Source organism: Citrobacter sp. Igbk 17 (assembly GCF_028069775.1).
In the GTDB taxonomy this organism is placed as follows: Bacteria; Pseudomonadota; Gammaproteobacteria; order Enterobacterales; family Enterobacteriaceae; genus Citrobacter.
The window spans coordinates 53,301-76,844 of the sequence record NZ_JANEWI010000025.1 but is presented as its reverse complement, the minus strand read 5'-3'; the positions used below and the strand labels follow the sequence as shown (position 1 = coordinate 76,844).

Below are 23,544 nucleotides of genomic sequence, written 5' to 3'. Positions count from 1 at the left end.
TATTTATATAAAGAAGCATAAATAGGTAATGTTTTAAATAACAACTCTTCGGGTAGTGTCAGTATTTCAATGTGATATCCCATTGAATGCTTAAAAAAAGAGGCCAATTCAGAAGGTATAATACAGATCATCTCTGTCGTTTCTACTATGTTTACCACCCCTAGCATCGAATCACTACGATAACCTATTTTACGCATCATTTTATTCTCGGTGTTACCTGTTGAATAGCAACACTCATCTATTATATCTGGTGAGAATATATCAGATTGATATACAGCATGCGAAAAGGAATAAAAATGATGTAACGATATTTTATCGAGGACTGACAATGGATTATTTTTACCACAAATACAGACATATTGTCTAAAGACATCCACAAGATGAACTTCAATATCCATGTCTTGTGGCGGAGAAATGTTAATTAATATATCTCCCATGCCGGAAAATAGCATATCAGCCAACTTTGTTTTATCATTTTTACTCACTGCATAATGATTTATTGTATACGCCACAGTTAACTTACTATCATTAATAAAATGTGACAGATAGTAATGCTCTACGATATCGTTACCTAATACCGTTATGACTGAAGGATTATCATTATCTGTTGAAGGAGAATAGGTATCGTTGATGGTATTCAGGACGTGGCAGTAGACTTTATGAAGTTCTAACCCTTTCTTAGTCGGTGTCAGTCCTTTACGGGTTCGTTCAAAGAGTTTAAACGAATAGATACTCTGTAATCGGCTTAATGACTGGGAAACAGCTGCTGGTGTTATTGATAGCCTGGCAGAAGCTTTGGAAGCGTTTCCTGATTCAACAACAGCGTTAAATATCTTAATTAAATTAAGGTCAAAATCATTTCTTTGAACAAGCATCTTATCCATTATTCCTCCGGGTAAGTCGGGGAACAAAATAGAAGAAAATCTTTATCTTAGGAAATCATTTCTCATCATTTATCCTGCACATTCATTTTTATCGCTAATGAACCAATTTTAGTATTCAATACTAAAATAAAAAAGCCTGGGACTCTGTCGAGGCCCAGGCTTTTTATCAGATGTAATGCAGTAATTAGCGCGTCAGATCGTCAAAGAACTTCTTCACACCGTCGAAGAAGCTTTTGGAGCGCGGGCTGTTTTGCTCGCCCGTTGGACCACCAAAACTGTCCTGCAAATCTTTCAGCAGTTGCTTCTGCTTGTCGTTCAGGCCCACTGGGGTTTCAACCACCACACGACACAGCAGATCGCCCTGTGCACCACCGCGAACAGATTTAACGCCTTTACCACGCATACGGAACAGTTTGCCCGTTTGCGTTTCACCCGGAATTTTTAACTTCACACGGCCGTCCAGCGTCGGGACTTCAATCTCGCCACCCAGTGCAGCCATCGCAAAGTTAATCGGCACTTCACAGTACAGGTTATTGCCTTCACGTTCGAAAATTGGGTGCTGTTTCACCTGCACCTGAACGTACAAATCACCTGCCGGTGCGCCATGCTCACCCGCTTCACCTTCACCCGCTAAGCGGATGCGGTCACCAGTATCAACACCAGCCGGGATCTTAACGGACAGCGTTTTGCTTTTCTCTACACGACCATGACCGTGGCATTTGTTGCACGGATCTTTGATCAGCGTACCGCGGCCCTGACAGTGTGGACAGGTCTGCTGTACGGCGAAAAAGCCCTGACGCATCTGCACCTGACCAGAACCATGACAGGTTGGACAAGTCTGCGGCTGAGTGCCTGACTTCGCACCGCTACCGTGGCAAACGTCACACTCTTCCAGCGTAGGAATACGGATCTCTTTGGTGACGCCACGCACGGCTTCTTCCAGAGTGAGATCCATGTTGTAACGTAAATCAGCACCACGTGAGGCGCGCTGACGACCACGACCGCCGCCAAAAATATCGCCAAACACGTCACCAAAGATATCGCTGAAGTCAGCCCCGCCGCCAAAACCGCCGCCGCCGCCCATACCGCCTTGCTCAAATGCTGCATGGCCGTACTGATCGTAAGCCGCACGTTTTTGCGCATCAGTCAGGATCTCGTAGGCTTCTTTGATCTCTTTGAACTTTGCTTCGGCCTCTTTATCACCCTGGTTGCGGTCCGGGTGAAATTTCATGGCCAGGCGCTTGTAGGCCTTTTTGATTTCACGCTCTTCCGCTGTTTTGGAAACGCCTAAAATCTCGTAATAGTCTTGCTTTGCCATTGTTGTTTTTCAGCCCTTTAACATACAAGCACGGGCGTGGAGAGATCTCTACGCCCGTGCCGATTAATTACCCTGCATCAGGGCGATTACTTTTTGTCTTTCACTTCTTCAAACTCAGCGTCGACAACGTCGTCATCTTTCGCGTTGTTTGCAGAAGCATCAGCGCCTGCTGCACCCGCTTGCTGCTGTGCATGCTGCTGCTGAGCGATTTCCATCAGCTTCTGGGAAACCTGTGCCAGCGCCTGCATTTTCGCTTCGATATCTGCTTTGTCTTCGCCTTTCAGAGAAGTTTCCAGCGCGGTCAGTGCAGACTCGATGGCAGTTTTGTCGTCAGCTGGCAGTTTATCGCCGGCTTCTTCAACCTGCTTACGCGTGCTGTGCAGCAGATGGTCGCCCTGGTTGCGAGTCTGAACCAGTTCTTCGAACTTACGGTCAGATTCCGCGTTCGCTTCTGCTTCGCGAACCATTTTCTGGATTTCTTCTTCGTTCAGACCAGAAGAAGCCTTGATGGTGATCTTCTGCTCTTTACCGCTGTTTTTATCTTTCGCGGAAACGTGCAGGATACCGTCGGCATCGATGTCGAAGGTCACTTCGATCTGCGGCATACCGCGCGGTGCCGGGCTGATACCATCCAGGTTAAACTGACCCAGATCTTTGTTATCAGCAGCACGTTTACGTTCACCCTGCAGCACGTGGATGGTTACCGCAGACTGGTTGTCTTCAGCGGTAGAGAACACCTGGCTGTGCTTGGTCGGGATGGTGGTGTTTTTCGCGATCAGTGCGGTCATCACACCACCCATGGTTTCGATACCCAGAGACAGCGGGGTAACGTCCAGCAGCAGTACGTCTTTCACATCACCGGTCAATACACCACCCTGAACAGCAGCACCGATTGCCACAGCTTCATCCGGGTTAACGTCTTTACGTGGTTCTTTACCGAAGAACTCAGCAACTTTCTTCTGAACCATTGGCATACGAGTCTGACCACCGACCAGGATGACATCCTGAACGTCAGAAACAGACAGACCAGCATCCTGCAGAGCAACTTTCAGCGGCTCGATAGAACGGTTTACCAGGTCTTCTACCAGGCTTTCCAGTTTCGCACGGGTCACTTTGATGTTCATGTGTTTCGGACCGGTCGCGTCTGCAGTAATGTACGGCAGGTTCACGTCGGTCTGCTGAGCGGAAGACAGCTCAATCTTTGCTTTCTCAGCGGCTTCTTTCAGGCGCTGCATCGCCAGCGGGTCGTTACGCAGGTCAATGCCCTGATCTTTCTTAAATTCGTCAACCAGGTAGTTGATCATACGGCTGTCGAAGTCTTCGCCACCCAGGTGGGTATCACCGTTGGTTGCCAGAACTTCGAAGGTTTTTTCGCCGTCAACTTCGTCGATTTCGATAATAGAGATATCGAAAGTACCACCACCGAGGTCATAGACCGCAATAGTACGGTTGCCGACTTCTTTATCCAGACCGTAGGCCAGTGCTGCGGCGGTTGGTTCGTTAATGATACGTTTAACTTCCAGACCTGCGATACGGCCGGCGTCTTTGGTTGCCTGACGCTGAGCATCGTTAAAGTATGCAGGAACAGTGATAACGGCTTCAGTTACCGGTTCACCCAGGTAATCTTCAGCGGTTTTCTTCATTTTTTTCAGCACTTCAGCAGAAATCTGCGGCGGTGCCATTTTCTGACCTTTTACATCAATCCATGCATCACCGTTGTCAGCACCGATGATTTTGTACGGCATGATGGCTTCATCACGCTGTACTTCTTCGTCCTGGAAGCGGCGGCCAATCAGGCGTTTAATCGCAAACAGGGTGTTTTGCGGGTTTGTCACTGCCTGACGTTTAGCCGGCTGACCAACCAGAGTTTCACCATCCTGGGTATAAGCAATGATAGAAGGCGTGGTGCGATCGCCCTCGGCGTTCTCCAGCACACGTGCAGTAGTGCCATCCATAATCGCTACACAAGAGTTGGTAGTACCCAGGTCGATACCAATAATTTTACCCATCTAAACGTCTCCACTAAAAATTCGGTCATCATGTGGTTGTGAATCTGTAATAAGGGCGAAACGTGCGGTTTCAACTACCCTGAATCGTTTTTTTTCAGACTCACCACTGCGGTTGTCTACAAGATGGGGTCGTAACCCACGTCATCAAGGGGGGCATGAAAATTTTTTTTAGCGTCGTGGCAATAAAATGAGGGAAAAACGGTTGAAAAGTACAATTGCGAATAATCACCACTCAAAATTTATTCATAAACCCAATAATAAAAAATCAGCCATTCACCAAAAAATTGTAATAAAAAGAAAAGATTACAGGAATGAATCGTTTTTCTGGCAGCGTTAAGATGACGGCAACGAACACATTTTTGAATCCGTCAAAGAGAAACACCATGAAAGCCGCATTAACGCTTCCCGCCAGCCTGTTGGCGGGTCTTCTACTGAGCAGCGCCGCGCACGCTAACGATCATAAAGTTCTCGGCATGATTGCGATGCCCAGAAATGAAACCAACGACCTGGCACTAAAAATCCCCGTTTGTCGCGTAGTGAAACGCATCCAGCTTACCGCTGACCGTGGCGATATTCATCTGAACGGTGCATCTGTTTATTTCAAAGCTGCACGCATGTCCAGTCAAAGCCTGAATGTCCCTTCATCCATTAAAGAGGGACAGACCACCAATTGGATCAATATTAATAGCGACAACGACAACAAACGCTGTGTATCCAAAATTACCTTCTCTGGTCAGTCGGTAAACTCGTCTGATATGGCAACGTTGAAAATCATCGGCGACGACTAATCCCTTCTGCATAAGTAGAACTCAGTATGAATGTCACGTATTTGAATGACGACGATCTCGCTTTTCTCCAGCATTGTAGTGAGGAGCAACTCGCCGACATCACCCGTTTACTTACCCACAACGAAAAAGGGAAAGCCCGTCTGTCGAGCGTTCTGAGTCATAACGAATTGTTTAAATCGATGGAAGGACACCCGGAACAGCACCGCCGCAACTGGCAATTAATCGCTGGCGAGCTTCAACATTACGGCGGTGACAGTATTGCCAACAAATTGCGCGGGCACGGGAAATTATACCGGGCGATTTTGCTGGATGTCTCAAAGCGGCTAAAGCTCAAAGCAGATAAAGAGATGTCTACGTTCGAAATTGAACAATATCTGCTGGAACATTTTTTGCGAAATACCTGGCAAAAAATGGATGCTGAGCATAAGCAAGAATTTCTGCAGGCGGTCGATGCAAAAGTCTCCGAGCTGGAAGAACTGTTGCCGCTATTAATGAAAGACCGCAATCTGGCGAAAGGAGTGTCTCACCTGCTCTCCGGCCAGTTATCCCGGATTCTGCGTACACACGCTGCTGTTAGCGTCATCGGACACGGACTCCTGCGCGGCGCAGGGCTTGGAGGCCCCGTGGGTGCAGCCTTAAACGGGGTAAAAGCCGTGAGTGGAAGTGCCTATCGGGTCACCATTCCGGCCGTGCTGCAAATCGCCTGTCTGCGCCGAATAATCAACACCTCACAAGCGTGATGCTCGTCACAGGGGAAAATAATTCATTTTCCCCTTATTAGATCATAGACAGTCCTCTCTCCCCTGATTATCATGCCGCGCCCCGAAGGCTGTGATCGTTATTCGGGGAAACTATTTCACCATTCAATCAATGATGATTTTGAGGAATTATGGGCAACACTAAGTTGGCTAATCCGGCACCGCTGGGCCTGATGGGCTTTGGCATGACCACCATTCTGCTTAACCTGCACAACGCGGGTTTCTTCGCCTTTGACGTTATTATTCTGGCGATGGGAATTTTCTACGGCGGTATCGCGCAAATTTTTGCCGGCCTGCTGGAATATAAAAAAGGCAATACCTTCGGTTTAACCGCCTTTACCTCCTACGGCTCTTTCTGGCTGACGCTGGTTGCGATCCTGATCATGCCGAAAATGGGCCTGGCAGATGCAACAAATGGTCAGTTCCTGGGCGTATACCTGGGTCTGTGGGGCGTGTTCACTCTGTTCATGTTCTTCGGAACGTTGAAAGCCGCCCGTGCATTACAGTTTGTCTTCCTGAGCCTGACGGTGCTGTTCGCGCTGCTGGCTATTGGCAACATTGTCGGTAACGAAGCCATTATCCATGTTGCAGGTTGGGTTGGCCTGGTGTGTGGCGCAAGCGCCATTTACCTGGCGATGGGTGAAGTACTGAACGAACAGTTTGGTCGTACCATCCTGCCGATTGGTGAAGCGCACTAATCGACGTTATCCCCCCTTACGGGGGGATATTCCTTACAAGCGCTGTAGCTCCCCCTGCACGCTCGCATCACGATGATAAATATCCTGTCGCAGCCAAATCCCCAGACCTAATCCCACCAGCGACAACGCCAGCACATACCAGGCCGGGGCCATTGGCGACACGCTCATTAGCATTGTTACTGCAATCGGCGTCAGACCACCAAAAATGGCATAGGAAACGTTGTAGGAAAAGGAGATGCCGGTAAAGCGCACTTCTGCTGGGAACGCCCGCACCATGACATAAGGTACTGCACCCACAACACCAACACACAACCCCACCAGCCCGTACAACAGGAAGAGATACTCAGGGTGGCTACCGGTCAGGTGATAGAAGAACCAGCTGGAACAGGCCAGCAGCAGGCTACCGATAATAAAGGTTTTGCTGGCACCAACCCTGTCGACAATAAATCCAGCCAGCAGACACCCGATACACAGCATAATGGTGGCGACACTGTTCGCCTGTAACGTCAGCGCGGGGGCAAACCCATACTGTTTCTGCAACCAGACGGGCGACATCAGAATCACCACCACAATCCCGGCTGATAACAACCAGGTCAGCAGCATTGAAATGACCACGGCCTTTTTATGTTTACTCACTACCGACTTCACCGGCAGTTCCTGCGCCAACGCCTTACGTTGCTGCATTTCAAGGAAGATAGGTGTTTCCTGCAGCCAACGACGCAAATACATCGCCACCAGCCCAAACGCCCCGCCCAACAGGAAAGGGATACGCCAGCCGTAGTCATGCACTGCCTGCTGCGTCATCGTGGTGTTCACCAGCGTTGCAACCACCGAACCCAGCAGAATCCCCACAGTAAGCCCGGCGGTCAGCGTTCCGCAGGCAATGCCAATGCGACGCTCCGGTACGTGTTCCGCCACAAACACCCACGCGCCCGGTACTTCTCCCCCAATGGCTGCGCCCTGCAAAATGCGCATCAGTAATAACAGTAACGGCGCGAGGATCCCCATTGAGGCATAGGTAGGCAACAAACCAATCGCCAGCGTCGGTATCGCCATCAGCAAAATGCTCAGGGTAAACATTTTCTTGCGTCCGACCAGGTCGCCAAAATGCGCCATAATGATGCCGCCCAATGGACGCGCCAGGTATCCGGCGGCAAAAATGCCGAAGGTTTGTACCTGACGTAGCCATTCAGGGATATCTGCCGGGAAGAAAAGTTCGCCAACAACAGCGGCAAAGAAGACGAAGATAATGAAATCATAAAATTCCAACGCCCCACCGAGGGCGGCAAGCGTTAGGGTTTTATAATCCTGGCGGTTCAGCGGTCGAGAATGTTGTGACATAGCAAACCATGAGTCAGTGGAGTCATTGAACGTTTTGGCGATATGTGTAAATCAAAAATTACTATATCGTAAACAATTCAATACTCCACCGCGTTTGCCATTTATATCACGAATAGACTACTTTCAGGCGTTTGTATCGCGTATTGCGCTTTTAGGGCGAAAAGATGCTACGACAGCGGGCGCAGTTTCCACATACGGCCCATCCAGCAACTGTATACAATACGGTACACTTGCAAAGATACCCGGCACGATAACCTTACCGTCAGCATCTTTTACGCCTTCGAGCGTTTCTTTGATCGATTTCGGCTGCCCAGGCAGATTCAGGATCAGCGCCTGCTTGCGAATGACCCCAACCTGACGGGAAAGGATCGCCGTCGGTACAAAGTGCAAACTAATCTGGCGCATTTGCTCACCAAACCCAGGCATTTGGCGATCGGCAACAGCCAGCGTGGCATCAGGCGTCACATCGCGGCGTGCCGGACCGGTACCACCGGTGGTCAGCACCAGATGGCAGCTCATTTCATCAACCAGTTCACATAACGTTTGCTCGATGATCGCCTGCTCATCCGGGATTAACCGCGTTTGCAGCTCAAAGGGGGTAGTCAGAGCCGATGCCAGCCACTCTTCAAGAGCAGGGATACCCTTATCCTGGTAAACGCCACTGGAGGCGCGATCGGAAATGGAAACCAGGCCAATGCGTAAAGTGTTCATGATTATTCCGTTTAAACAGTCTCGTTAAACAGAATGATACACTGCGAAGGGAAGGACAGACAGGTTTCAGAAGAGGTAGCGTGACCCATATCAGGGCCACGCCTTAATGATTACAGCAGATCGCCGATCATTTTTTCCAGTTTACCCTGGTCAACAGCAAACTTACGGATACCGTCCGCCAGTTTGTCTACAGCCATCGGATCCTGGTTGTGCTGCCACAGGAACTCAGCTTCAGTGATGCGTGCAGGACGCGCTTTCACTTCGCCAGAGAAGGACAGTTTACGTTCGATAGCGCCTTCGCTTTCCGCCAGCTCTTTCAGCAGTGCCGGAGCAATCGTCAGACGATCGCAGCCTGCCAGCTCAATGATTTCGCCGATGTTACGGAAGCTTGCGCCCATGACGACGGTTTCGTAACCGTGCTGTTTGTAGTACTCGTAAATTTCCGTTACGGAAACCACACCCGGATCTTCTGCCGGTACGTACTCTTTCTTGTCAGTATTGGCTTTGTACCAGTCAAGAATACGGCCAACGAACGGAGAAATCAGGTATACGCCAGCTTCAGCACATGCACGCGCCTGCGCGAAGGAGAACAGCAGAGTCAGGTTACAGTTGATACCTTCTTTTTCCAGCTGCTCTGCAGCACGGATACCCTGCCAGGTAGAAGCCAGTTTGATCAGAATGCGATCGTTGCTGATGCCAGCATCGTTGTACAGTTTGATCAGACGTTTCGCTTTCGCGATAGACGCCTCGGTGTCGTAGGACAGGCGAGCATCAACTTCAGTAGAGATACGACCCGGGACCAGTTTCAGGATCTCCAGACCGATATTTACCGCCAGTTTGTCCGTCGCGTCGACGATCTGCTGAGCACGATCGTCGCTCTGCTGCTTAGCCCATGCCACAGCGTCATCGATCAGCTTGCGGTATTCTGGGATCTGCGCTGCGTTAAGAATGAGAGAAGGGTTAGTTGTGGCATCCTGAGGCTGATACAGCTTCATTGCCGCGATGTCTCCGGTGTCGGCCACTACTGTGGTGAACTGACGAAGGGAGGTCAATTTGTCCGTCATGATAGCGATTCTCTTTAAACAGCTTGTTAGGGGGATGTAACCGATCTTCCCTGATGATAGCACGACGCACTCTCAGCGCAACCGCCGGGATTGTCCAACTCACTGCTCATTCCCGATTACGCATCTTAAAGCCCCTGATGCGCAATTAAGGGTTATACCCATTGTTATGGTAAACTCCCGCAATCAATCTCCTGACAAGGTATATACTGTTCGATAATTGGTAGCGCTTACATGGGAATATTAGCGCGTACCGGCATCAACAAGAGGGATGTTAATGCCTGATTTTTTCTCGTTTATTAATGAAATACTCTGGGGATCGGTGATGATCTACCTCCTGCTTGGCGCAGGATGTTGGTTCACCTGGCGTACCGGGTTTGTTCAGTTTCGCTACATTCGCCATTTTGGCAAAAGTCTTAAAAACAGCCTCAGCCCACAACCGGGTGGCTTAACCTCGTTTCAAGCATTATGTACCAGTCTCGCTGCTCGTATTGGCAGCGGAAACCTCGCCGGGGTTGCCCTGGCGATCGCCGCGGGTGGTGCAGGGGCCGTCTTCTGGATGTGGGTCTCGGCGATCATTGGCATGGCGACCTCCTTTGCCGAGTGCTCACTCGCGCAACTGTATAAAGAACGCGATAGCAAGGGGCAGTACCGCGGCGGGCCAGCATGGTATATGGCGCGCGGTCTGGGTATGCGCTGGATGGGCGTACTCTTTGCCCTCTTTTTGCTCATCGCATACGGCCTGATTTTTAACAGCGTACAGGCAAACTCTGTCTCCCGCGCATTGGCATTTGCGTTCGACATCCCTCCCCTCGCATCCGGCATCGCTTTGGCGATACTGTCATTCCTGGTGATCATTGGCGGTATTAAAGGTGTTGCCCGTCTGATGCAATGGTTTGTGCCGATCATGGCGCTGCTGTGGGTCGGTTGCAGCATTGCTATCTGTCTTTGGCATATCGGGCAGATCCCCGAGATCATCGTCAACATAGTAAAAAGTGCTTTAGGGTGGCAGGAAGCTGCTGCCGGCGCGGCCGGTTATACGCTGAGTCAGGCCATTGCCAGCGGTTTTCAACGCGGTATGTTCTCTAATGAAGCGGGAATGGGATCAACACCTAACGCAGCAGCTTCAGCTGCCTCCTGGCCACCGCATCCCGCGGCGCAAGGCATTGTGCAAATGATCGGTGTATTAGGTGATACGCTAATTATCTGCACAGCCAGCGCCATGATTATTCTTCTGGCGGGGAATGGCACAACCTATATTCCAATGGAAGGCATCCAGTTGATGCAGAAGGCCATGGTCTCACTGACCGGCGAATGGGGGGCTGGGTTTGTCGCATTTATTGTGATTCTGTTTGCTTTCAGCTCCATCGTGGCCAACTACATTTATGCGGAAAACAACCTGGTCTTTTTACGTCTGGACAATATCCGGGTTATCTGGCTGTTGCGCATTGCTACCGTCAGTACCGTGATCGCAGGCACCTTAGTCAGTTTCCCGCTGGTCTGGCAGCTCGCCGACATCATCATGGCCTGTATGGCGATAACTAACCTGACGGCGATTTTACTGCTCTCCCCGGTTGTTCATACCCTTGCCAGCGACTATCTGCGTCAGCGCAAACTCGGTGTGCGCCCGGAATTTGATCCGCGCCGTTATCCTGAGATCAGACAACAGCTTGCACCGGATACCTGGGATGAAACGCCGCGCAGTTAGCGCGGCAATCACAACCATCGATCAATTCTGTCGTTTTTTTTGCTAAAGTCGCAGTAAATCTCCTGCAAGGACTGGATATGCTGATTCTGATTTCACCTGCAAAAACGCTCGACTACCAAAGCCCGCTGGCTACCACACGCCATACGCTGCCTGAACTGCTGGATCACTCCCAACAGTTAATCCACGTGGCGCGTCAACTCTCTGCGCCGCAGATCGGCAAGCTGATGGGAATTAGCGATAAGCTGGCGGATCTGAACGCGACTCGTTTCCATGATTGGCAGCCAGACTTCACACCGGACAATGCGCGTCAGGCTATTCTGGCGTTCAAAGGTGACGTGTACACCGGATTGCAGGCAGAAACCTTCAGCGAAGCGGATTTCGATTTCGCCCAGCAGCACTTACGCATGCTGTCCGGGCTGTATGGCGTTCTGCGCCCACTGGATTTGATGCAACCCTACCGTCTGGAAATGGGCATTCGTCTGGCCAATGCGAAGGGTAAAGACCTCTATCAGTTCTGGGGAGATACTATCACCGATAAGCTTAACGAAGCGCTGGAAGCACAAGGTGATAATGTGGTGATTAACCTCGCCTCAGACGAGTATTTTAAATCAGTGAAGCCGAAAAAGCTGAATGCAGAACTGATCAAACCGGTATTCCTTGATGAGAAGAACGGCAAATTCAAAGTCATCAGCTTCTATGCCAAAAAAGCCCGCGGCCTGATGAGTCGCTACATTATTCAACATCGCCTGACGAAGCCTGAGCAACTGACTGCGTTTAACAGCGACGGCTATTTCTTTGATGAAGAGGCATCAGGGAGTGGAGAACTGGTGTTTAAGCGTCACGAGCAATAATGCAGCACATGTCGGATAAGGATGTACCTTATCCGACAGCACAAACTTAATGGTGCCCGTTCGCTCCCGGACGGTGGTCGTCGCGGCGATCGTCATGTCGATCGTTATGATGATCATCATAGCGATTGTTGTGTGGCTGTGGACGCGGTCCGTGAGGTTGCCAGCGATGATCCCGCCACTCATAGTGTTTTCCCCACCAACCGTGATCGCGCCAGTTCCCGCCATCCCAGTAGTTACCCCGGCTGTCACGATCGCCAATCTGTAATTTAACTGCCGGTACCAGAGTAATTTCAGCCGCCTGCACGGCAAGGGGAGCAACCAGCATCATAGAAAGCGCAAGAAGCACAGGTTTGAATTTTTTCATTGGTGACTCCTTTTTATCATTGCCCTTATCGGGTCGATAAAAGGAGATTACGTGAAGGGAATAGAAGTTATTATTCTCCGCAATCCTAATCTCTAAGTTACCGCATTTATTGGGAATTTCTCCTTTTTTGCTACCTATTTCCTCCTTATTTTCTCCATAAAAAAAGCCGGGTAAAACCCGACTCAGATTGTTAGCAAGTATCGCCTACCTGTTACAGGATAGCAGGTGTCGTCTGCCCGGTAAGCAGAGCGTCACCGGGCACAACAATTAACTGCGGGTCATCATTAACTGACGCAGCGCAGCAAAATCAGCAGGCAGATGGTGAGAGAGCAGCGGTAAATCTGCACGTTCAGCCAGCTCTTTTGGTAGATCCAGCGTGACATTCAGAATCTGTTCAACGCTTTCTTTAAATTTCGCCGGATGTGCGGTGCCAAGGAACAGGCCATATTCGCCCGGATTCAACTGGTCACGCAGTGCACGATACGCCACCGCAGCATGCGGTTCTGAGGTATAACCTTTCTGCTGCAGCTCACGCATGGTGTCCTGCGTAGTTGCATCATCCACAGTTGCATAGCCCAACTCATTCAGGCGCCATATTTTACGGCGGAACAGTTCCTCCACACGCGGCCAGTTGTTTGGCTGGCTAACGTCCATGGCATTCGATAAGGTCGCCTGAGTCGCTTTCGGTGCCCACTCGCCTTCGGCAAGAAAACGTGGAACCGTATCGTTGACGTTGGTAGCCGCAATAAAGCGCTTCACTGGCAAGCCAAGTGATTTCGCCAGCAGACCCGCAGTCAGATCGCCAAAGTTACCGCTGGGAACAGAAATAACCAGTTGGTTACGCGCTTCCTGCGGCAGTTGAGCCACGGCTTCAAAGTAGTAGCAGATTTGCGCCAGCAGGCGGCTGATGTTGATGGAGTTAGCGGAATTCAGACCCAAAGCCGCCTTCAGCTCTTCATCATCAAACGCCTGTTTCACCAGTGCCTGGCAGGCATCAAAGTCACCATCAATCGCGACGGTTTCAATATTGCCGCCCAGCGTACAGAACAGTTTCTCCTGCAATGGGCTGATCTTACCATTTGGGTAGAGGATCACCACACGCACATTTTTCAGGCCATAAAAAGCATGTGCAACCGCCGCCCCGGTGTCTCCGGATGTCGCGGTCAGGATAGTCACCGGTTTGTCACCGCTGATGTGCGTTAGCATTTGCGCCATAAAGCGCCCGCCAAAGTCTTTAAACGCCAGTGTCGGACCATGGAACAGCTCCAGACAGCCGACATCACCTTCGACCTGAGCAACCGGTGCCGGAAATGCAAATGCCGCTCGCACGCGTTCTTCCAGGATCTCTTGTGGGATCTCTGTGCCAATGAATGCGGAAAGGATCTTAGCACTGCGGCTAACGAAATCCTGGTTCAGCATCTCATCCACTTCTGTCAGATTAAATTCCGGCAGATCGTGCGGAAAAAACAATCCCTGATTCTTGCCAAGCCCTTGCGTGACGGCCTGCGCAAAGCTGACCTGTTCGTTGTGATCTTTCAGATTATAGAGTTTCATTGATTATCCCAGTACCCGTGCGCCCGCCGTGTCCAACCGGCAAATATGAACAAAGCCTTCCTGATTTTGCAGGTAATTTTTACCCAGCCAGTCTGCTACGCGCTGTGCCGTATCCGGTTTATCGCATAAGGCGAACAGCGTCGGCCCCGACCCGGAAATACCGCTAGCCAGCGCGCCAATTTCCGCTACCGCCTGACGTGCCTGACTAAAGCCGGGCAGCAAGCGGGTACGGTATGGCTCAGCAATAACATCTTTCATCAGCTTCGCGGCAAGCCCTGGCTGACGGGAATAGCAGGCATGAATAAACCCTGCCAGATGCCGCCCGTGGGCAATACAGTCCTGACGACGATACTGTGCAGGTAAAATCGCCCGCGCTTCCGCCGTGGAAACTTTAATGCCTGGATACGCCAGTACCCACAGCCACTCATCAAAGCCTGGCACCTGCTGGCTGATAATGCCGTTTTCTTCGATCATTAACTGCATGCCGCCCAAAAAGCACGGGGCGACATTATCGTAGTGAATACTGCCGGAGATACGCCCTTCCAGTTCGCCCATAATCGCCAACAGCCGCGTATCGTTGAGCGGTTTACCACAAAATTCGTTCATCGCCACCAGTGCGGCCACAACGGAACAGGCGCTGGAGCCTAACCCGGAACCAATCGGCATATTTTTTTCCAGCGTCATCGCAACCGGAACGGCTTTACCCAATTCCTGACAGAAGCGCTCCCAGCACTGATAGACGATATTTTCCCGCGGCGCTGATGGCAGCTTATTCGCAAAGCGCCCCAGGTTATTCAGGCTGAACTGGTCAGCCGCCTCAACCGAGACCACATCACCCAACAGTGAACCATCTACGGGGGTGACCGCCGCGCCAAGCACATCAAACCCGACGCTCATATTGGCACTGGAAGCCGGGGCATAAACTCTCACCATGTCAGACTCCTAACTTCCATGAAAGGGTGCGAAGAAGATCGGCAAATACACCTGCCGCCGTAACATCATTACCCGCACCATATCCGCGCAGCACCAGTGGTAAGGGCTGATAGTAATGGCTGTAGAACGCCAGCGCGTTTTCACCGTTTTTCACTTTGAACAGCGGATCGTTACCATCCACTTCAGCGATTTTCACCCGGCAAACGCCGTTTTCTTCGATATTGCCAACATAGCGCAATACTTTACCCTCATCACGGGCTTTCGCGACGCGAGCGGCAAACTCATCGTCCAGTTGCGACAAATTCGTCATAAACGCGGAAACATCACCAGAATCATCAAATGCTTCTGGCAGCACCGGCTCAATGACAATGTCAGAAAGCTCCAGTTCGCGGCCAGTTTCACGCGCCAAAATCAGGAGTTTACGCGCCACATCCGTACCAGAGAGATCATCACGCGGATCGGGTTCGGTGTAACCCAACTCCCGTGCCAGCGTGGTAGCCTGCGAGAAGCTCATCCCTTCATCAAGCTTGCCGAAAATAAACGACAGCGAGCCGGAGAGGATACCGGAGAAACGTTGTAGCTCATCACCCGCGCTAAGCAGGTTTTGCAGGTTCTCAATAACTGGTAATCCTGCGCCAACGTTGGTGTCGTACAGGAATTTACGCCGGGATTTCGCGGCAGCGAAACGCAGCTGATGGTAGTAATCCATCGACGAGGTATTGGCTTTTTTGTTCGGGGTGACCACGTGGAAACCTTCACGCAGGAAATCGGCATATTGGTCTGCCACCGCCTGGCTTGACGTACAGTCGACGATCACCGGGTTAAGCAGATGGTATTCTTTTACCAGACGGATCAAACGGCCGAGGTTGAAAGGCTCTTTCGCGCACTCCAGTTCCGATTGCCAGTTTTCCAGGTTCAGACCATGAACATTCGTCAGTAAGGCCTTCGAATTCGCCACACCGCACACACGCAGATCGATATGTTTGCCCTTCAACCAGCTTTGCTGACGCTTGAGCTGCTCAAGCAGTGCGGAACCTACACCGCCAACGCCAATAACAAAGACTTCGATCACCTGGTCCGTATTGAACAACATCTGATGGGTCACACGCACACCCGTGGTTGCGTCATCGTTATTGACTACCACCGAAATGGAGCGCTCAGACGAGCCTTGCGCGATGGCCACGATATTGATGTTGGCGCGGGCCAGCGCGGCGAAGAATTTCGCCGAGATACCGCGTAGCGTACGCATGCCGTCACCAACCACTGAGATGATCGCCAGGCGTTCAGTCACCGCCAGTGGCTCCAGCAGCCCTTCTTTCAGCTCAAGGTAGAATTCATCCTGCATCGCCCGCTGCGCCCGTATGCAGTCGCCTTGCGGCACGCAGAAACTGATGCTGTATTCAGAAGAAGACTGCGTGATCAGCACCACTGAGATACCGGCACGAGACATCGCCGCGAAAACGCGAGCCGCCATGCCTACCATGCCTTTCATCCCGGGTCCCGACACGCTGAACATCGCCATGTTATTGAGGTTAGAAATACCTTTTACCGGCAAATCGTCCTCATCGCTGCTGGCACCGATCAGTGTACCTGGTGCTTGTGGGTTTCCGGTGTTTTTAATCAGGCAAGGGATTTGGAACTGAGCAATCGGGGTAATGGTTCGCGGGTGTAATACTTTGGCGCCAAAGTAAGAAAGCTCCATCGCTTCCTGATAAGACATCGACTTTAACAGCCTGGCATCAGGAACCTGGCGCGGGTCGCAGGTATATACACCATCAACATCGGTCCAGATCTCACAACAGTCCGCGCGTAAACAGGCAGCCAGCACAGCGGCAGAGTAGTCAGAGCCATTGCGCCCCAACACCACCAGCTCACCTTTTTCATTCCCGGCAGTGAAGCCTGCCATCAAAATCATATGATCTGCTGGAATACGGCTGGCTGCGATGCGACGCGTAGATTCGGTGATATCAACGGTAGATTCGAGGTAATGACCTACCGCCAGTAGTTTCTCAACCGGATCGATAACGGTAACGTGATGCCCACGCGCTTCCAGCAGGCCTGCCATGATAGCGATCGACATTTTTTCGCCACGGCAAATAAGCGCAGCGTTAATGCTGTCCGGGCACTGTCCCAGCAGGCTGATACCGTGCAGGACATGTTTAATTTGGGCAAATTCTTGTTCAACGAAGGCTTTAAGCTGCGTCAGCGGGAAGCCCGGCTGCGCGGCGGCGAGGCCAACCAAAAGCTCTGAGAAAATACGTTCGGCGTCACTGATATTGGCTAAAGCGTCCTGACCACCGATGGTCTTCTCAATCATCGCCACCAGATGGTTCGTAATTTTTGCGGGGGCAGAAAGAACAGTCGCGACCTGCCCCTGCCTGGCATTGCTTTCCAGAATATCGGCAACTCGCAGAAAGCGCTCTGCATTTGCCACTGATGTACCGCCGAACTTCAACACTCGCATGGTTTACCTCGTTGCCTTTGGTCGAAAAAAAAGCCCGCACTGTTTAGGTGCGGGCTTTTTCTTGTGTTTCCTGTACGCGTCAGCCCGCACCGTTACCTGTGGTAATGGTGATGGTTGTTGTAATGGTGATGCTGATGCGTTTCATGATGTTGTGTGCTCTGTAATTATGTACCCTAAATAATTCGCGTTGCAGGAAGGCGGCAAGTGAGCGAACCCTCAGGAGCATAGAAAACTATGTGACTGAGGTAAGCGAATGCAGCCAACGCACATGCAACTCGAAGTATGACGGGTAATCTGTCTGTCTTGTATTCTTTTAGGGTTAAAGTATCTGCTGACCTAAGTCAATAAATTTTTAAATTGATCACATTCCGAAACTTGTTCACGAGCGACTGCTTGCCCTTTTATTTTCAACCAATACAGCATGCGCACCCCACTTGAAGTCAGAATCAAACGCTAAAAAACAAAACAAAGAAGACATTTTATTTTGTAATATTTTTTTCAATATCATGTAAAAAACGGTGCAACATTGCTGTATCTCGCTGTCCTAACAACCCCATCCGCTGCTGTAGCCAATCCGTGAGCTTGATATCATCCGCAACGTCCAGCGTGGCTAATAATTGCAAAACCCGGGCACGTAACGCCTGCAACTGAAGCTCATCCGTCACCTCAATATTTTTTGCCGGTTGTTGTATTAAACCTGCTAATTGATAGCAATACACCATCACCGCCTGACCCAAATTCAGTGAAGGGTAGTCAGCCACCATCGGCACGCCGGTTAGCACATCCGCTAGCGCTAATTCTTCATTTGTCAGCCCCGAATCTTCACGGCCGAACACCAACGCGGCGTGATCCATCCACGTTGATTTTTCCTGCAACAAGGGAACCAGCTCGACCGGAGTGGCGTAATAATGGAACTTCGCGCGGCTACGAGCCGTGGTGGCGATGGTAAAATCAACGTCGTGCAACGCATCGGCTAACGTTGGAAAAACGTTAATATTATCAATAATGTCACCTGAACCATGTGCCACCCATCGCGTCGCAGGCTCCAGATGAGCCTCGCTATCAACGATCCGCAATTGCGTGAATCCCATGGTTTTCATAGCACGCGCTGCCGCGCCAATATTTTCGGCTCTGGCTGGAGCAACCAGAATAATTGTTAAACGCATTTTGATACTCTTTTTGACCGGCCTGCAGATAATTATGTGATGTGCATCAACATATTACGCAGCGCGAATTTACATATTTTTAACAGGAATCACTGAAAAAGCATTTCACATTCAGTAAAAAATGCTAAACTATTTCCTGCCTGCACTATTGCTTTTTATGTTAACAGAAGTTGCATATCCTTCTGTTTATCCATGATAATTTAATTTAGAATGGTTCTCATAGATTGGATTCATTACATTTATTAATTAGCGCGTGCAACTAGTTGTAATATTGCAATTTTGTGATGAAAGCTATCATTTAGATACGTTGATTTCATCAAACTGTTAACGTGCTACAATTGAACTTGATATATGTCAACGAAGCGTAGTTTTATTGGGTGTCCGGTACGTCTTAGCCTGTTATGTTGCTGTTAAAATGGTTAGGATGACAGCCGTTTTTGACACTGTCGGGTCCAGAGGGAAAGTGCCCACGACCAAGCTAATGATGTTGTTGACGTTGATGGAAAGTGCATCAAGAACGCAATTACGTACTTTAGTCATGTTACGCCGATCATGTTAATTTACGACATGCATCAGGCAGGTCAGGGACTTTTGTACTTCCTGTTTCGATTTAGTTGGCAATTTAGGTAGCAAACATGCAGACCCCGCACATTCTTATCGTTGAAGACGAGTTAGTAACACGTAACACGTTGAAAAGCATTTTCGAAGCGGAAGGCTATGATGTATTCGAGGCGACAGATGGCGCGGAAATGCATCAGATCCTCTCTGAATATGACATCAACCTTGTGATTATGGATATCAATCTGCCAGGTAAAAATGGTCTTCTGTTAGCGCGTGAACTCCGCGAACAAGCTAACGTTGCACTGATGTTCCTGACGGGCCGTGATAACGAAGTCGATAAAATTCTCGGCCTCGAAATCGGCGCTGACGATTACATCACCAAGCCGTTTAACCCACGCGAACTGACTATCCGTGCTCGTAACCTGCTGTCCCGTACCATGAATCTGGGCACAGTGAGCGAAGAGCGTCGTAGCGTCGAAAGCTACAAGTTCAATGGTTGGGAGCTGGACATCAACAGCCGCTCTCTGATTGGCCCTGACGGCGAGCAGTATAAACTGCCACGTAGCGAATTCCGTGCCATGCTTCACTTCTGTGAGAATCCGGGCAAGATCCAGTCTCGCGCAGAACTGTTGAAAAAAATGACCGGTCGCGAACTGAAGCCGCATGACCGTACCGTTGACGTAACAATCCGCCGTATTCGTAAGCACTTCGAATCCACGCCGGATACACCAGAAATCATCGCTACCATTCACGGTGAAGGCTACCGTTTCTGCGGCGACCTGCAGGATTAATATCATCCTGACTGGTATAAAAACGGCGCTTTATGCGCCGTTTTTCATTTCACTACACCCCTATTTCCACAGCCGTAATTCATCGTCCTCAGTTGCGTTCTCCGTTTTGGGCTTTGGCTGTGCAAGTGCGTGCCAGTCAAGATGACGCGTCAGGAACATGACCCCACAAAGCGCCAGTAACAGTACACCCGTTCCCAGCAATAAAGCGCTATCCTGCGAACGCAACAGTGCCCACATCACGCCATCCAGTCCCAGCAATGCTGCGGTAAAAAACAGACTGTTACGCCATCCCTGTAGTATCGCCTGTAAATACACGCCGTTCATCAGCGCGCCAACCAGGCTGGCGACAATCCATGCGGCAGTAAAACCAACATGCTCCGACAGCGCCAACAACAGCAAATAGAACATCACCAGAGATAATCCCACCAACAGATATTGCATCGGGTGCAGTCGAAGGCTGGTCATACTTTCGAGCACAAAGAAAGACATAAAAGTTAGTGTAATCAATAAAATGGCATACTTTGTCGCTCTGTCTGTCAATTGATACTGATCCGCAGGCGTAGCCACAGCGACGCTAAATGCGGGCATACCCTGCCAGCCAATCTTCTCATCGCCAAAGCGCTCCCCCAGATTATTCGCGAACCAGCTACTTTGCCATTGCGCCTTAAATCCTGACTCACTGACTTCACGCTTAGCCGGAAGAAAATCACCGAGGAAATTAGGATGTGGCCAGTTGCTGGTCACGGTCATTTCGCTATTACGCCCAACCGGGACAACGGAAAAATCACCTGTTCCACTTAGATTAAGCGACAACACGACACTGAGACTTTTTTCCGCCCAGCCGGCGTCCGGTAGCGGAATGTGGATCCCCTGAGCACGACCATCCAATCCTGTACCAGGTTCGACCGCCAGCGATATTCCATTAATCTGCGAAGCCTTCACGACGCCAATACCGCGCGCATCGCCCACCCCAACCACCACAAAAGGTGTGCCGATGGTGATATTGGGATGGTTTAGTTCACTGAGGCGTTCAGCATTAAACTCGGCCTTCACCGACAAATCGTTGTGCCAGACCTGTCCTTCATAAATACCTATCTTACGCGCTTCAACATTCTGGTTACCCTCAACAACCAGCGATTCCGGCAACCAGAAGTGGATGTAGCTACGCTTTCGCTGGATCTGTTTGTCACCTTCCAGCTCGGTATACAGTTCCGTCACCGGGACGGCAATCAGCGGACCTACCACCTTTTGCGGTCCGCTGGTGCTCTGTCGGATAGCATCTTCTACCTCACTACGATAGTCTGACCGCTCAACAATTATCTGCCTGACCATCGTCAGTGGAATTAACAGCAGCAGCATAGCGCCACCTAAGGTGACTATTTTCCAAAACAGGGGTGATTTAAACATAGCGTTCTCCTTTGCGATGTCAGCAAGGTAGAACAGCTATGTGCGGGGAATTTGAAGTTATGTGAAGTGACGGTGAAGTGTAAACGAGGCCTGCACCCCGCCTTCTGACCGGTTGCACAACGCCACGTCACCACGATGCAATCGCGCAACCTCACTGACAAACGCCAGCCCCAGCCCACTGCTTTTATGCCCATTCTCGCGGGGCAGCGAATAGAAACGCTCAAAAATACGCGGCAACGCAAAGTCAGGTATGCCACTGCCGTTATCACTGACCTGTATTGTGACGCGGTCCTCCTGCGAATGCGCGCTCAATACAATTGTCCCGTTCTCCGGCGTAAAATCGATGGCGTTATCCAGCAGATTACCCAACGCCTGCTCCAGCAGTGCGGCATCGGCGTCAACCGTCAGCGATGAAGGTACGACGGTAAGCGTGATGTTTTTTGCGGCCAGTTGCACGCTACGCACCTCTTTGAGCTGGGAAAATAGAGTATCTACTACCACCGGCGTCAACGTAATATCCTGCCGGTTCTCCAGTCTGGCCTGGCGTAACAGCGTTTCGACCAGCACCTGCATGCGCGCATTCTGCGTCAAAATATTATCGGTAAATCGCACGACCACACCGGGCGGCGGGCCTTCGCGCAAGATTTCTGCCGCGCCGCGAATCGCCGCCAGCGGGCTTTTGAGCTCATGCGTCAACGCATAGACGTACTGCTCAATGTAATTCTTGCCCTCCAGCTTCAGGCGCATACTTTCCAGCGCCTGCGCCAGCTTGCGTAGCTCACTGCTACCAAGATCCGGAAGCGCAACGGGGCGATTCTCAGTGACAGAATCAGCATAGCGTGCCAGCCGCGCGATAGACCGGTTTATCCACCATACCATTCCTGCGCCAATCATTAAGGCGATCCCCAGTAACACGGCGCTGGCCCACAGTATTCGCCGCTCGCTACGCTGAATAACAGGAGCCATTGCCGCATTTGGTTTGCCGACACTGAGCACACCAATAATACGTCCGCGGTCAACAATCGGTGCGGCAACATACATCACCGAACTTTCCGGATCGGCCGGGTTCTGTGGCGTACTTCGTGCGCCATACTGCCCACGCAGCGTTAACCATACGTCGTTCCAGCGAGAATAATCTTCGCCTACGGCTTTGTTGGCGGAATCAAACACCACCTTGCCCTGCGCGTCCGTCATGTAGACGTGATACTCATTGCGCACTTTGTTAATACCACTGATATTGGCGCGAAAAGGACGATCATGCAGTTGCGAAAATGCCTGCGCCAACCTGCCGTGGGAGGGAGAGCCAGAAAGCAAATCATCACGCGCCAGCGCGGCCAGCAGCGTAGCGGTATCAATCAACGTACCTTCCGTCGCACGACGAACGCCGGGCTTAATCTCCTGTACAAAGATGGACAGAACGAACCAGGCGGCAACGGCGACAATCAGAAAGTAGCCCAGCAGCAAACGCATGCCAATGCGCATCAGGTGCTCCTCAGGCTGTATCCCATACCACGATGTGTATTAATCGGCGAGAGCTCCGGGTTGATGGCCCGCAGTTTGGCACGCAGCGTTTTAATGTGCGTGTCTACCGTTCGGTCAAAAGTATCCTGGGCATCGGCCCAGACTAAATCCATTAACTGTTGGCGTGAGTAGACGCGTCCCGGCGACAGCAGTAATGTTTTCAGCAACAAGAATTCATAGCGTGTCAGATTTAACGGCATACCAAACCAGGTAATCTGTGCGGCAAGCTCATTGAGTTCAAAATCACCGCACCGCGTCGCCGGTGAAGGCGTGGAGAATTTTTTCACCCGTCGCAGCAACGTACGCACGCGGGCGCACACCTCACGCGGAGAGAAGGGTTTCGCCACATAATCATCCGCACCGATTTCCAGCCCCAGCAGGCGATCGACTTCATCGCTACGCGCAGTCAGAAAGAGGATTGGCAATGCCGGGTGACGTTCCAGTAATCGCCGGCACAGTTCAAAGCCGCTGATATCCGGGAGTCCGACATCCAGAATGATCGCATCCGGACATCTTTGGCGTGATTTTTCCAGCACGGGCAATCCACGCTCAAAGGCTTCAACGCTAAAACCTTCCTGCTGCAGCATGTAGATAAGCGTATCCGCAATCCCCTGCTCGTCCTCAACCAACCAGATCAGCGCCTGTTGCATTTTGCC

Annotated in this window: 22 protein-coding genes and 1 other annotated feature; of the genes, 6 read left to right on the top strand and 16 right to left on the bottom strand. The window is 50.8% G+C overall.

What is annotated here, in order from left to right; translation table 11 throughout:
- The 3 genes from NNO08_RS15480 to dnaK all read right to left on the bottom strand — a co-directional run.
- On the bottom strand, positions 1 to 884 hold an 884-nt coding region (locus tag NNO08_RS15480), incomplete at its 3' end, for a LysR family transcriptional regulator (RefSeq protein WP_271457036.1).
- A 184-nt stretch (positions 885 to 1,068) separates the two neighbouring features.
- Entirely contained in the window at positions 1,069 to 2,202 is a 1,134-nt protein-coding gene (gene dnaJ, locus NNO08_RS15475) for a molecular chaperone DnaJ (protein ID WP_271457035.1), read from the bottom strand.
- An 86-nt stretch (positions 2,203 to 2,288) separates the two neighbouring features.
- Entirely contained in the window at positions 2,289 to 4,211 is a 1,923-nt protein-coding gene (gene dnaK / locus NNO08_RS15470) for a molecular chaperone DnaK (protein WP_016151634.1), read from the bottom strand.
- Positions 4,212 to 4,594: 383 nt separating this feature from the next.
- Between dnaK and NNO08_RS15465 the strand changes: the two genes are divergently transcribed.
- The 3 genes from NNO08_RS15465 to satP all read left to right on the top strand — a co-directional run bounded on the left by NNO08_RS15465 (position 4,595) and on the right by satP (position 6,455).
- Positions 4,595 to 4,999, top strand: a complete 405-nt coding sequence (locus NNO08_RS15465; protein WP_271441686.1) for a DUF2541 family protein — start codon at positions 4,595 to 4,597, stop codon at positions 4,997 to 4,999.
- Between the two features lie 26 nt (positions 5,000 to 5,025).
- On the top strand, positions 5,026 to 5,739 hold the full coding sequence (msyB, locus tag NNO08_RS15460; protein ID WP_271441687.1) for an acidic protein MsyB: 714 nt from the start codon (positions 5,026 to 5,028) through the stop codon (positions 5,737 to 5,739).
- Between the two features lie 149 nt (positions 5,740 to 5,888).
- Positions 5,889 to 6,455 carry an acetate uptake transporter gene (satP, locus tag NNO08_RS15455; protein WP_271457034.1) on the top strand — a complete coding sequence of 189 codons (567 nt, stop codon included), beginning with the start codon at positions 5,889 to 5,891 and terminating at the stop codon, positions 6,453 to 6,455.
- A 33-nt stretch (positions 6,456 to 6,488) separates the two neighbouring features.
- Here the strand turns inward: satP and NNO08_RS15450 are convergent, their stop codons facing one another.
- From NNO08_RS15450 to tal, 3 genes are all read right to left on the bottom strand, one after another.
- Complete coding sequence (locus tag NNO08_RS15450; protein ID WP_271457033.1) at positions 6,489 to 7,796, bottom strand: MFS transporter; 1,308 nt, start codon at positions 7,794 to 7,796, stop codon at positions 6,489 to 6,491.
- A 123-nt stretch (positions 7,797 to 7,919) separates the two neighbouring features.
- Positions 7,920 to 8,507: a molybdopterin adenylyltransferase gene (gene mog / locus NNO08_RS15445; RefSeq protein WP_003018973.1), complete on the bottom strand. Its 588-nt coding sequence runs from the start codon at positions 8,505 to 8,507 to the stop codon at positions 7,920 to 7,922.
- 110 nt (positions 8,508 to 8,617) lie between these two features.
- Entirely contained in the window at positions 8,618 to 9,571 is a 954-nt protein-coding gene (gene tal / locus NNO08_RS15440; RefSeq protein ID WP_271457032.1) for a transaldolase, read from the bottom strand.
- 274 nt (positions 9,572 to 9,845) lie between these two features.
- Between tal and NNO08_RS15435 the strand changes: the two genes are divergently transcribed.
- Positions 9,846 to 11,276 carry an alanine/glycine:cation symporter family protein gene (locus NNO08_RS15435; RefSeq protein WP_271455598.1) on the top strand — a complete coding sequence of 477 codons (1,431 nt, stop codon included), beginning with the start codon at positions 9,846 to 9,848 and terminating at the stop codon, positions 11,274 to 11,276.
- A gap of 77 nt (positions 11,277 to 11,353) precedes the next feature.
- Positions 11,354 to 12,127: a peroxide stress protein YaaA gene (gene yaaA, locus NNO08_RS15430; protein WP_271441690.1), complete on the top strand. Its 774-nt coding sequence runs from the start codon at positions 11,354 to 11,356 to the stop codon at positions 12,125 to 12,127.
- A gap of 46 nt (positions 12,128 to 12,173) precedes the next feature.
- Here the strand turns inward: yaaA and NNO08_RS15425 are convergent, their stop codons facing one another.
- From NNO08_RS15425 to yjjY, 7 genes are all read right to left on the bottom strand, one after another.
- Entirely contained in the window at positions 12,174 to 12,491 is a 318-nt protein-coding gene (locus NNO08_RS15425; RefSeq protein WP_271441691.1) for a DUF2502 domain-containing protein, read from the bottom strand.
- Between the two features lie 267 nt (positions 12,492 to 12,758).
- Complete coding sequence (gene thrC / locus NNO08_RS15420; RefSeq protein ID WP_271457031.1) at positions 12,759 to 14,045, bottom strand: threonine synthase; 1,287 nt, start codon at positions 14,043 to 14,045, stop codon at positions 12,759 to 12,761.
- 3 nt (positions 14,046 to 14,048) lie between these two features.
- Complete coding sequence (gene thrB / locus NNO08_RS15415) at positions 14,049 to 14,978, bottom strand: homoserine kinase (RefSeq protein ID WP_271441693.1); 930 nt, start codon at positions 14,976 to 14,978, stop codon at positions 14,049 to 14,051.
- A gap of 1 nt (position 14,979) precedes the next feature.
- On the bottom strand, positions 14,980 to 17,442 hold the full coding sequence (thrA, locus tag NNO08_RS15410) for a bifunctional aspartate kinase/homoserine dehydrogenase I (RefSeq protein ID WP_271449377.1): 2,463 nt from the start codon (positions 17,440 to 17,442) through the stop codon (positions 14,980 to 14,982).
- 23 nt (positions 17,443 to 17,465) lie between these two features.
- Positions 17,466 to 17,592: a sequence feature (Thr leader region), on the bottom strand.
- Positions 17,522 to 17,587, bottom strand: coding sequence for a thr operon leader peptide (thrL, locus tag NNO08_RS15405; protein WP_032337689.1), 66 nt, complete (start codon positions 17,585 to 17,587; stop codon positions 17,522 to 17,524). (Overlaps the previous feature by 66 nt.)
- Before the next feature lie 329 nt (positions 17,593 to 17,921).
- Complete coding sequence (locus NNO08_RS15400) at positions 17,922 to 18,608, bottom strand: tRNA/rRNA methyltransferase (protein WP_271457030.1); 687 nt, start codon at positions 18,606 to 18,608, stop codon at positions 17,922 to 17,924.
- Between the two features lie 399 nt (positions 18,609 to 19,007).
- A complete protein-coding gene (yjjY, locus tag NNO08_RS15395; RefSeq protein ID WP_001541509.1) occupies positions 19,008 to 19,148 on the bottom strand; it encodes a protein YjjY in 141 nt (46 codons plus the stop codon).
- Positions 19,149 to 19,243: 95 nt separating this feature from the next.
- Between yjjY and arcA the strand changes: the two genes are divergently transcribed.
- Positions 19,244 to 19,960, top strand: coding sequence for a two-component system response regulator ArcA (gene arcA / locus NNO08_RS15390; RefSeq protein ID WP_001194359.1), 717 nt, complete (start codon positions 19,244 to 19,246; stop codon positions 19,958 to 19,960).
- 60 nt (positions 19,961 to 20,020) lie between these two features.
- On the opposite strand, the gene creD is transcribed toward arcA, so the two are convergent.
- The 3 genes from creD to creB are packed head-to-tail and all read right to left on the bottom strand — an operon-like array spanning position 20,021 to position 23,538.
- Complete coding sequence (creD, locus tag NNO08_RS15385) at positions 20,021 to 21,367, bottom strand: cell envelope integrity protein CreD (RefSeq protein ID WP_271457029.1); 1,347 nt, start codon at positions 21,365 to 21,367, stop codon at positions 20,021 to 20,023.
- A 57-nt stretch (positions 21,368 to 21,424) separates the two neighbouring features.
- Positions 21,425 to 22,849 carry a two-component system sensor histidine kinase CreC gene (creC, locus tag NNO08_RS15380; RefSeq protein ID WP_271457028.1) on the bottom strand — a complete coding sequence of 475 codons (1,425 nt, stop codon included), beginning with the start codon at positions 22,847 to 22,849 and terminating at the stop codon, positions 21,425 to 21,427.
- Positions 22,849 to 23,538, bottom strand: a complete 690-nt coding sequence (gene creB, locus NNO08_RS15375; RefSeq protein ID WP_271457027.1) for a two-component system response regulator CreB — start codon at positions 23,536 to 23,538, stop codon at positions 22,849 to 22,851. The genes creC and creB overlap by 1 nt, the downstream gene beginning before the upstream one ends.
- Positions 23,539 to 23,544: the final 6 nt, after the last annotated feature.

Coding starts and splice junctions, on each gene's coding strand:
- dnaJ (WP_271457035.1), bottom strand. CDS start 2,202: ATGGCAAAGCAAGACTATTACGAGATTTTAGGCGTTTCCAAAACAGCG.
- dnaK (WP_016151634.1), bottom strand. CDS start 4,211: ATGGGTAAAATTATTGGTATCGACCTGGGTACTACCAACTCTTGTGTA.
- NNO08_RS15465 (WP_271441686.1), top strand. CDS start 4,595: ATGAAAGCCGCATTAACGCTTCCCGCCAGCCTGTTGGCGGGTCTTCTA.
- msyB (WP_271441687.1), top strand. CDS start 5,026: ATGAATGTCACGTATTTGAATGACGACGATCTCGCTTTTCTCCAGCAT.
- satP (WP_271457034.1), top strand. CDS start 5,889: ATGGGCAACACTAAGTTGGCTAATCCGGCACCGCTGGGCCTGATGGGC.
- NNO08_RS15450 (WP_271457033.1), bottom strand. CDS start 7,796: ATGTCACAACATTCTCGACCGCTGAACCGCCAGGATTATAAAACCCTA.
- mog (WP_003018973.1), bottom strand. CDS start 8,507: ATGAACACTTTACGCATTGGCCTGGTTTCCATTTCCGATCGCGCCTCC.
- tal (WP_271457032.1), bottom strand. CDS start 9,571: ATGACGGACAAATTGACCTCCCTTCGTCAGTTCACCACAGTAGTGGCC.
- NNO08_RS15435 (WP_271455598.1), top strand. CDS start 9,846: ATGCCTGATTTTTTCTCGTTTATTAATGAAATACTCTGGGGATCGGTG.
- yaaA (WP_271441690.1), top strand. CDS start 11,354: ATGCTGATTCTGATTTCACCTGCAAAAACGCTCGACTACCAAAGCCCG.
- NNO08_RS15425 (WP_271441691.1), bottom strand. CDS start 12,491: ATGAAAAAATTCAAACCTGTGCTTCTTGCGCTTTCTATGATGCTGGTT.
- thrC (WP_271457031.1), bottom strand. CDS start 14,045: ATGAAACTCTATAATCTGAAAGATCACAACGAACAGGTCAGCTTTGCG.
- thrB (WP_271441693.1), bottom strand. CDS start 14,978: ATGGTGAGAGTTTATGCCCCGGCTTCCAGTGCCAATATGAGCGTCGGG.
- thrA (WP_271449377.1), bottom strand. CDS start 17,442: ATGCGAGTGTTGAAGTTCGGCGGTACATCAGTGGCAAATGCAGAGCGC.
- NNO08_RS15400 (WP_271457030.1), bottom strand. CDS start 18,608: ATGCGTTTAACAATTATTCTGGTTGCTCCAGCCAGAGCCGAAAATATT.
- yjjY (WP_001541509.1), bottom strand. CDS start 19,148: ATGACTAAAGTACGTAATTGCGTTCTTGATGCACTTTCCATCAACGTC.
- arcA (WP_001194359.1), top strand. CDS start 19,244: ATGCAGACCCCGCACATTCTTATCGTTGAAGACGAGTTAGTAACACGT.
- creD (WP_271457029.1), bottom strand. CDS start 21,367: ATGTTTAAATCACCCCTGTTTTGGAAAATAGTCACCTTAGGTGGCGCT.
- creC (WP_271457028.1), bottom strand. CDS start 22,849: ATGCGCATTGGCATGCGTTTGCTGCTGGGCTACTTTCTGATTGTCGCC.
- creB (WP_271457027.1), bottom strand. CDS start 23,538: ATGCAACAGGCGCTGATCTGGTTGGTTGAGGACGAGCAGGGGATTGCG.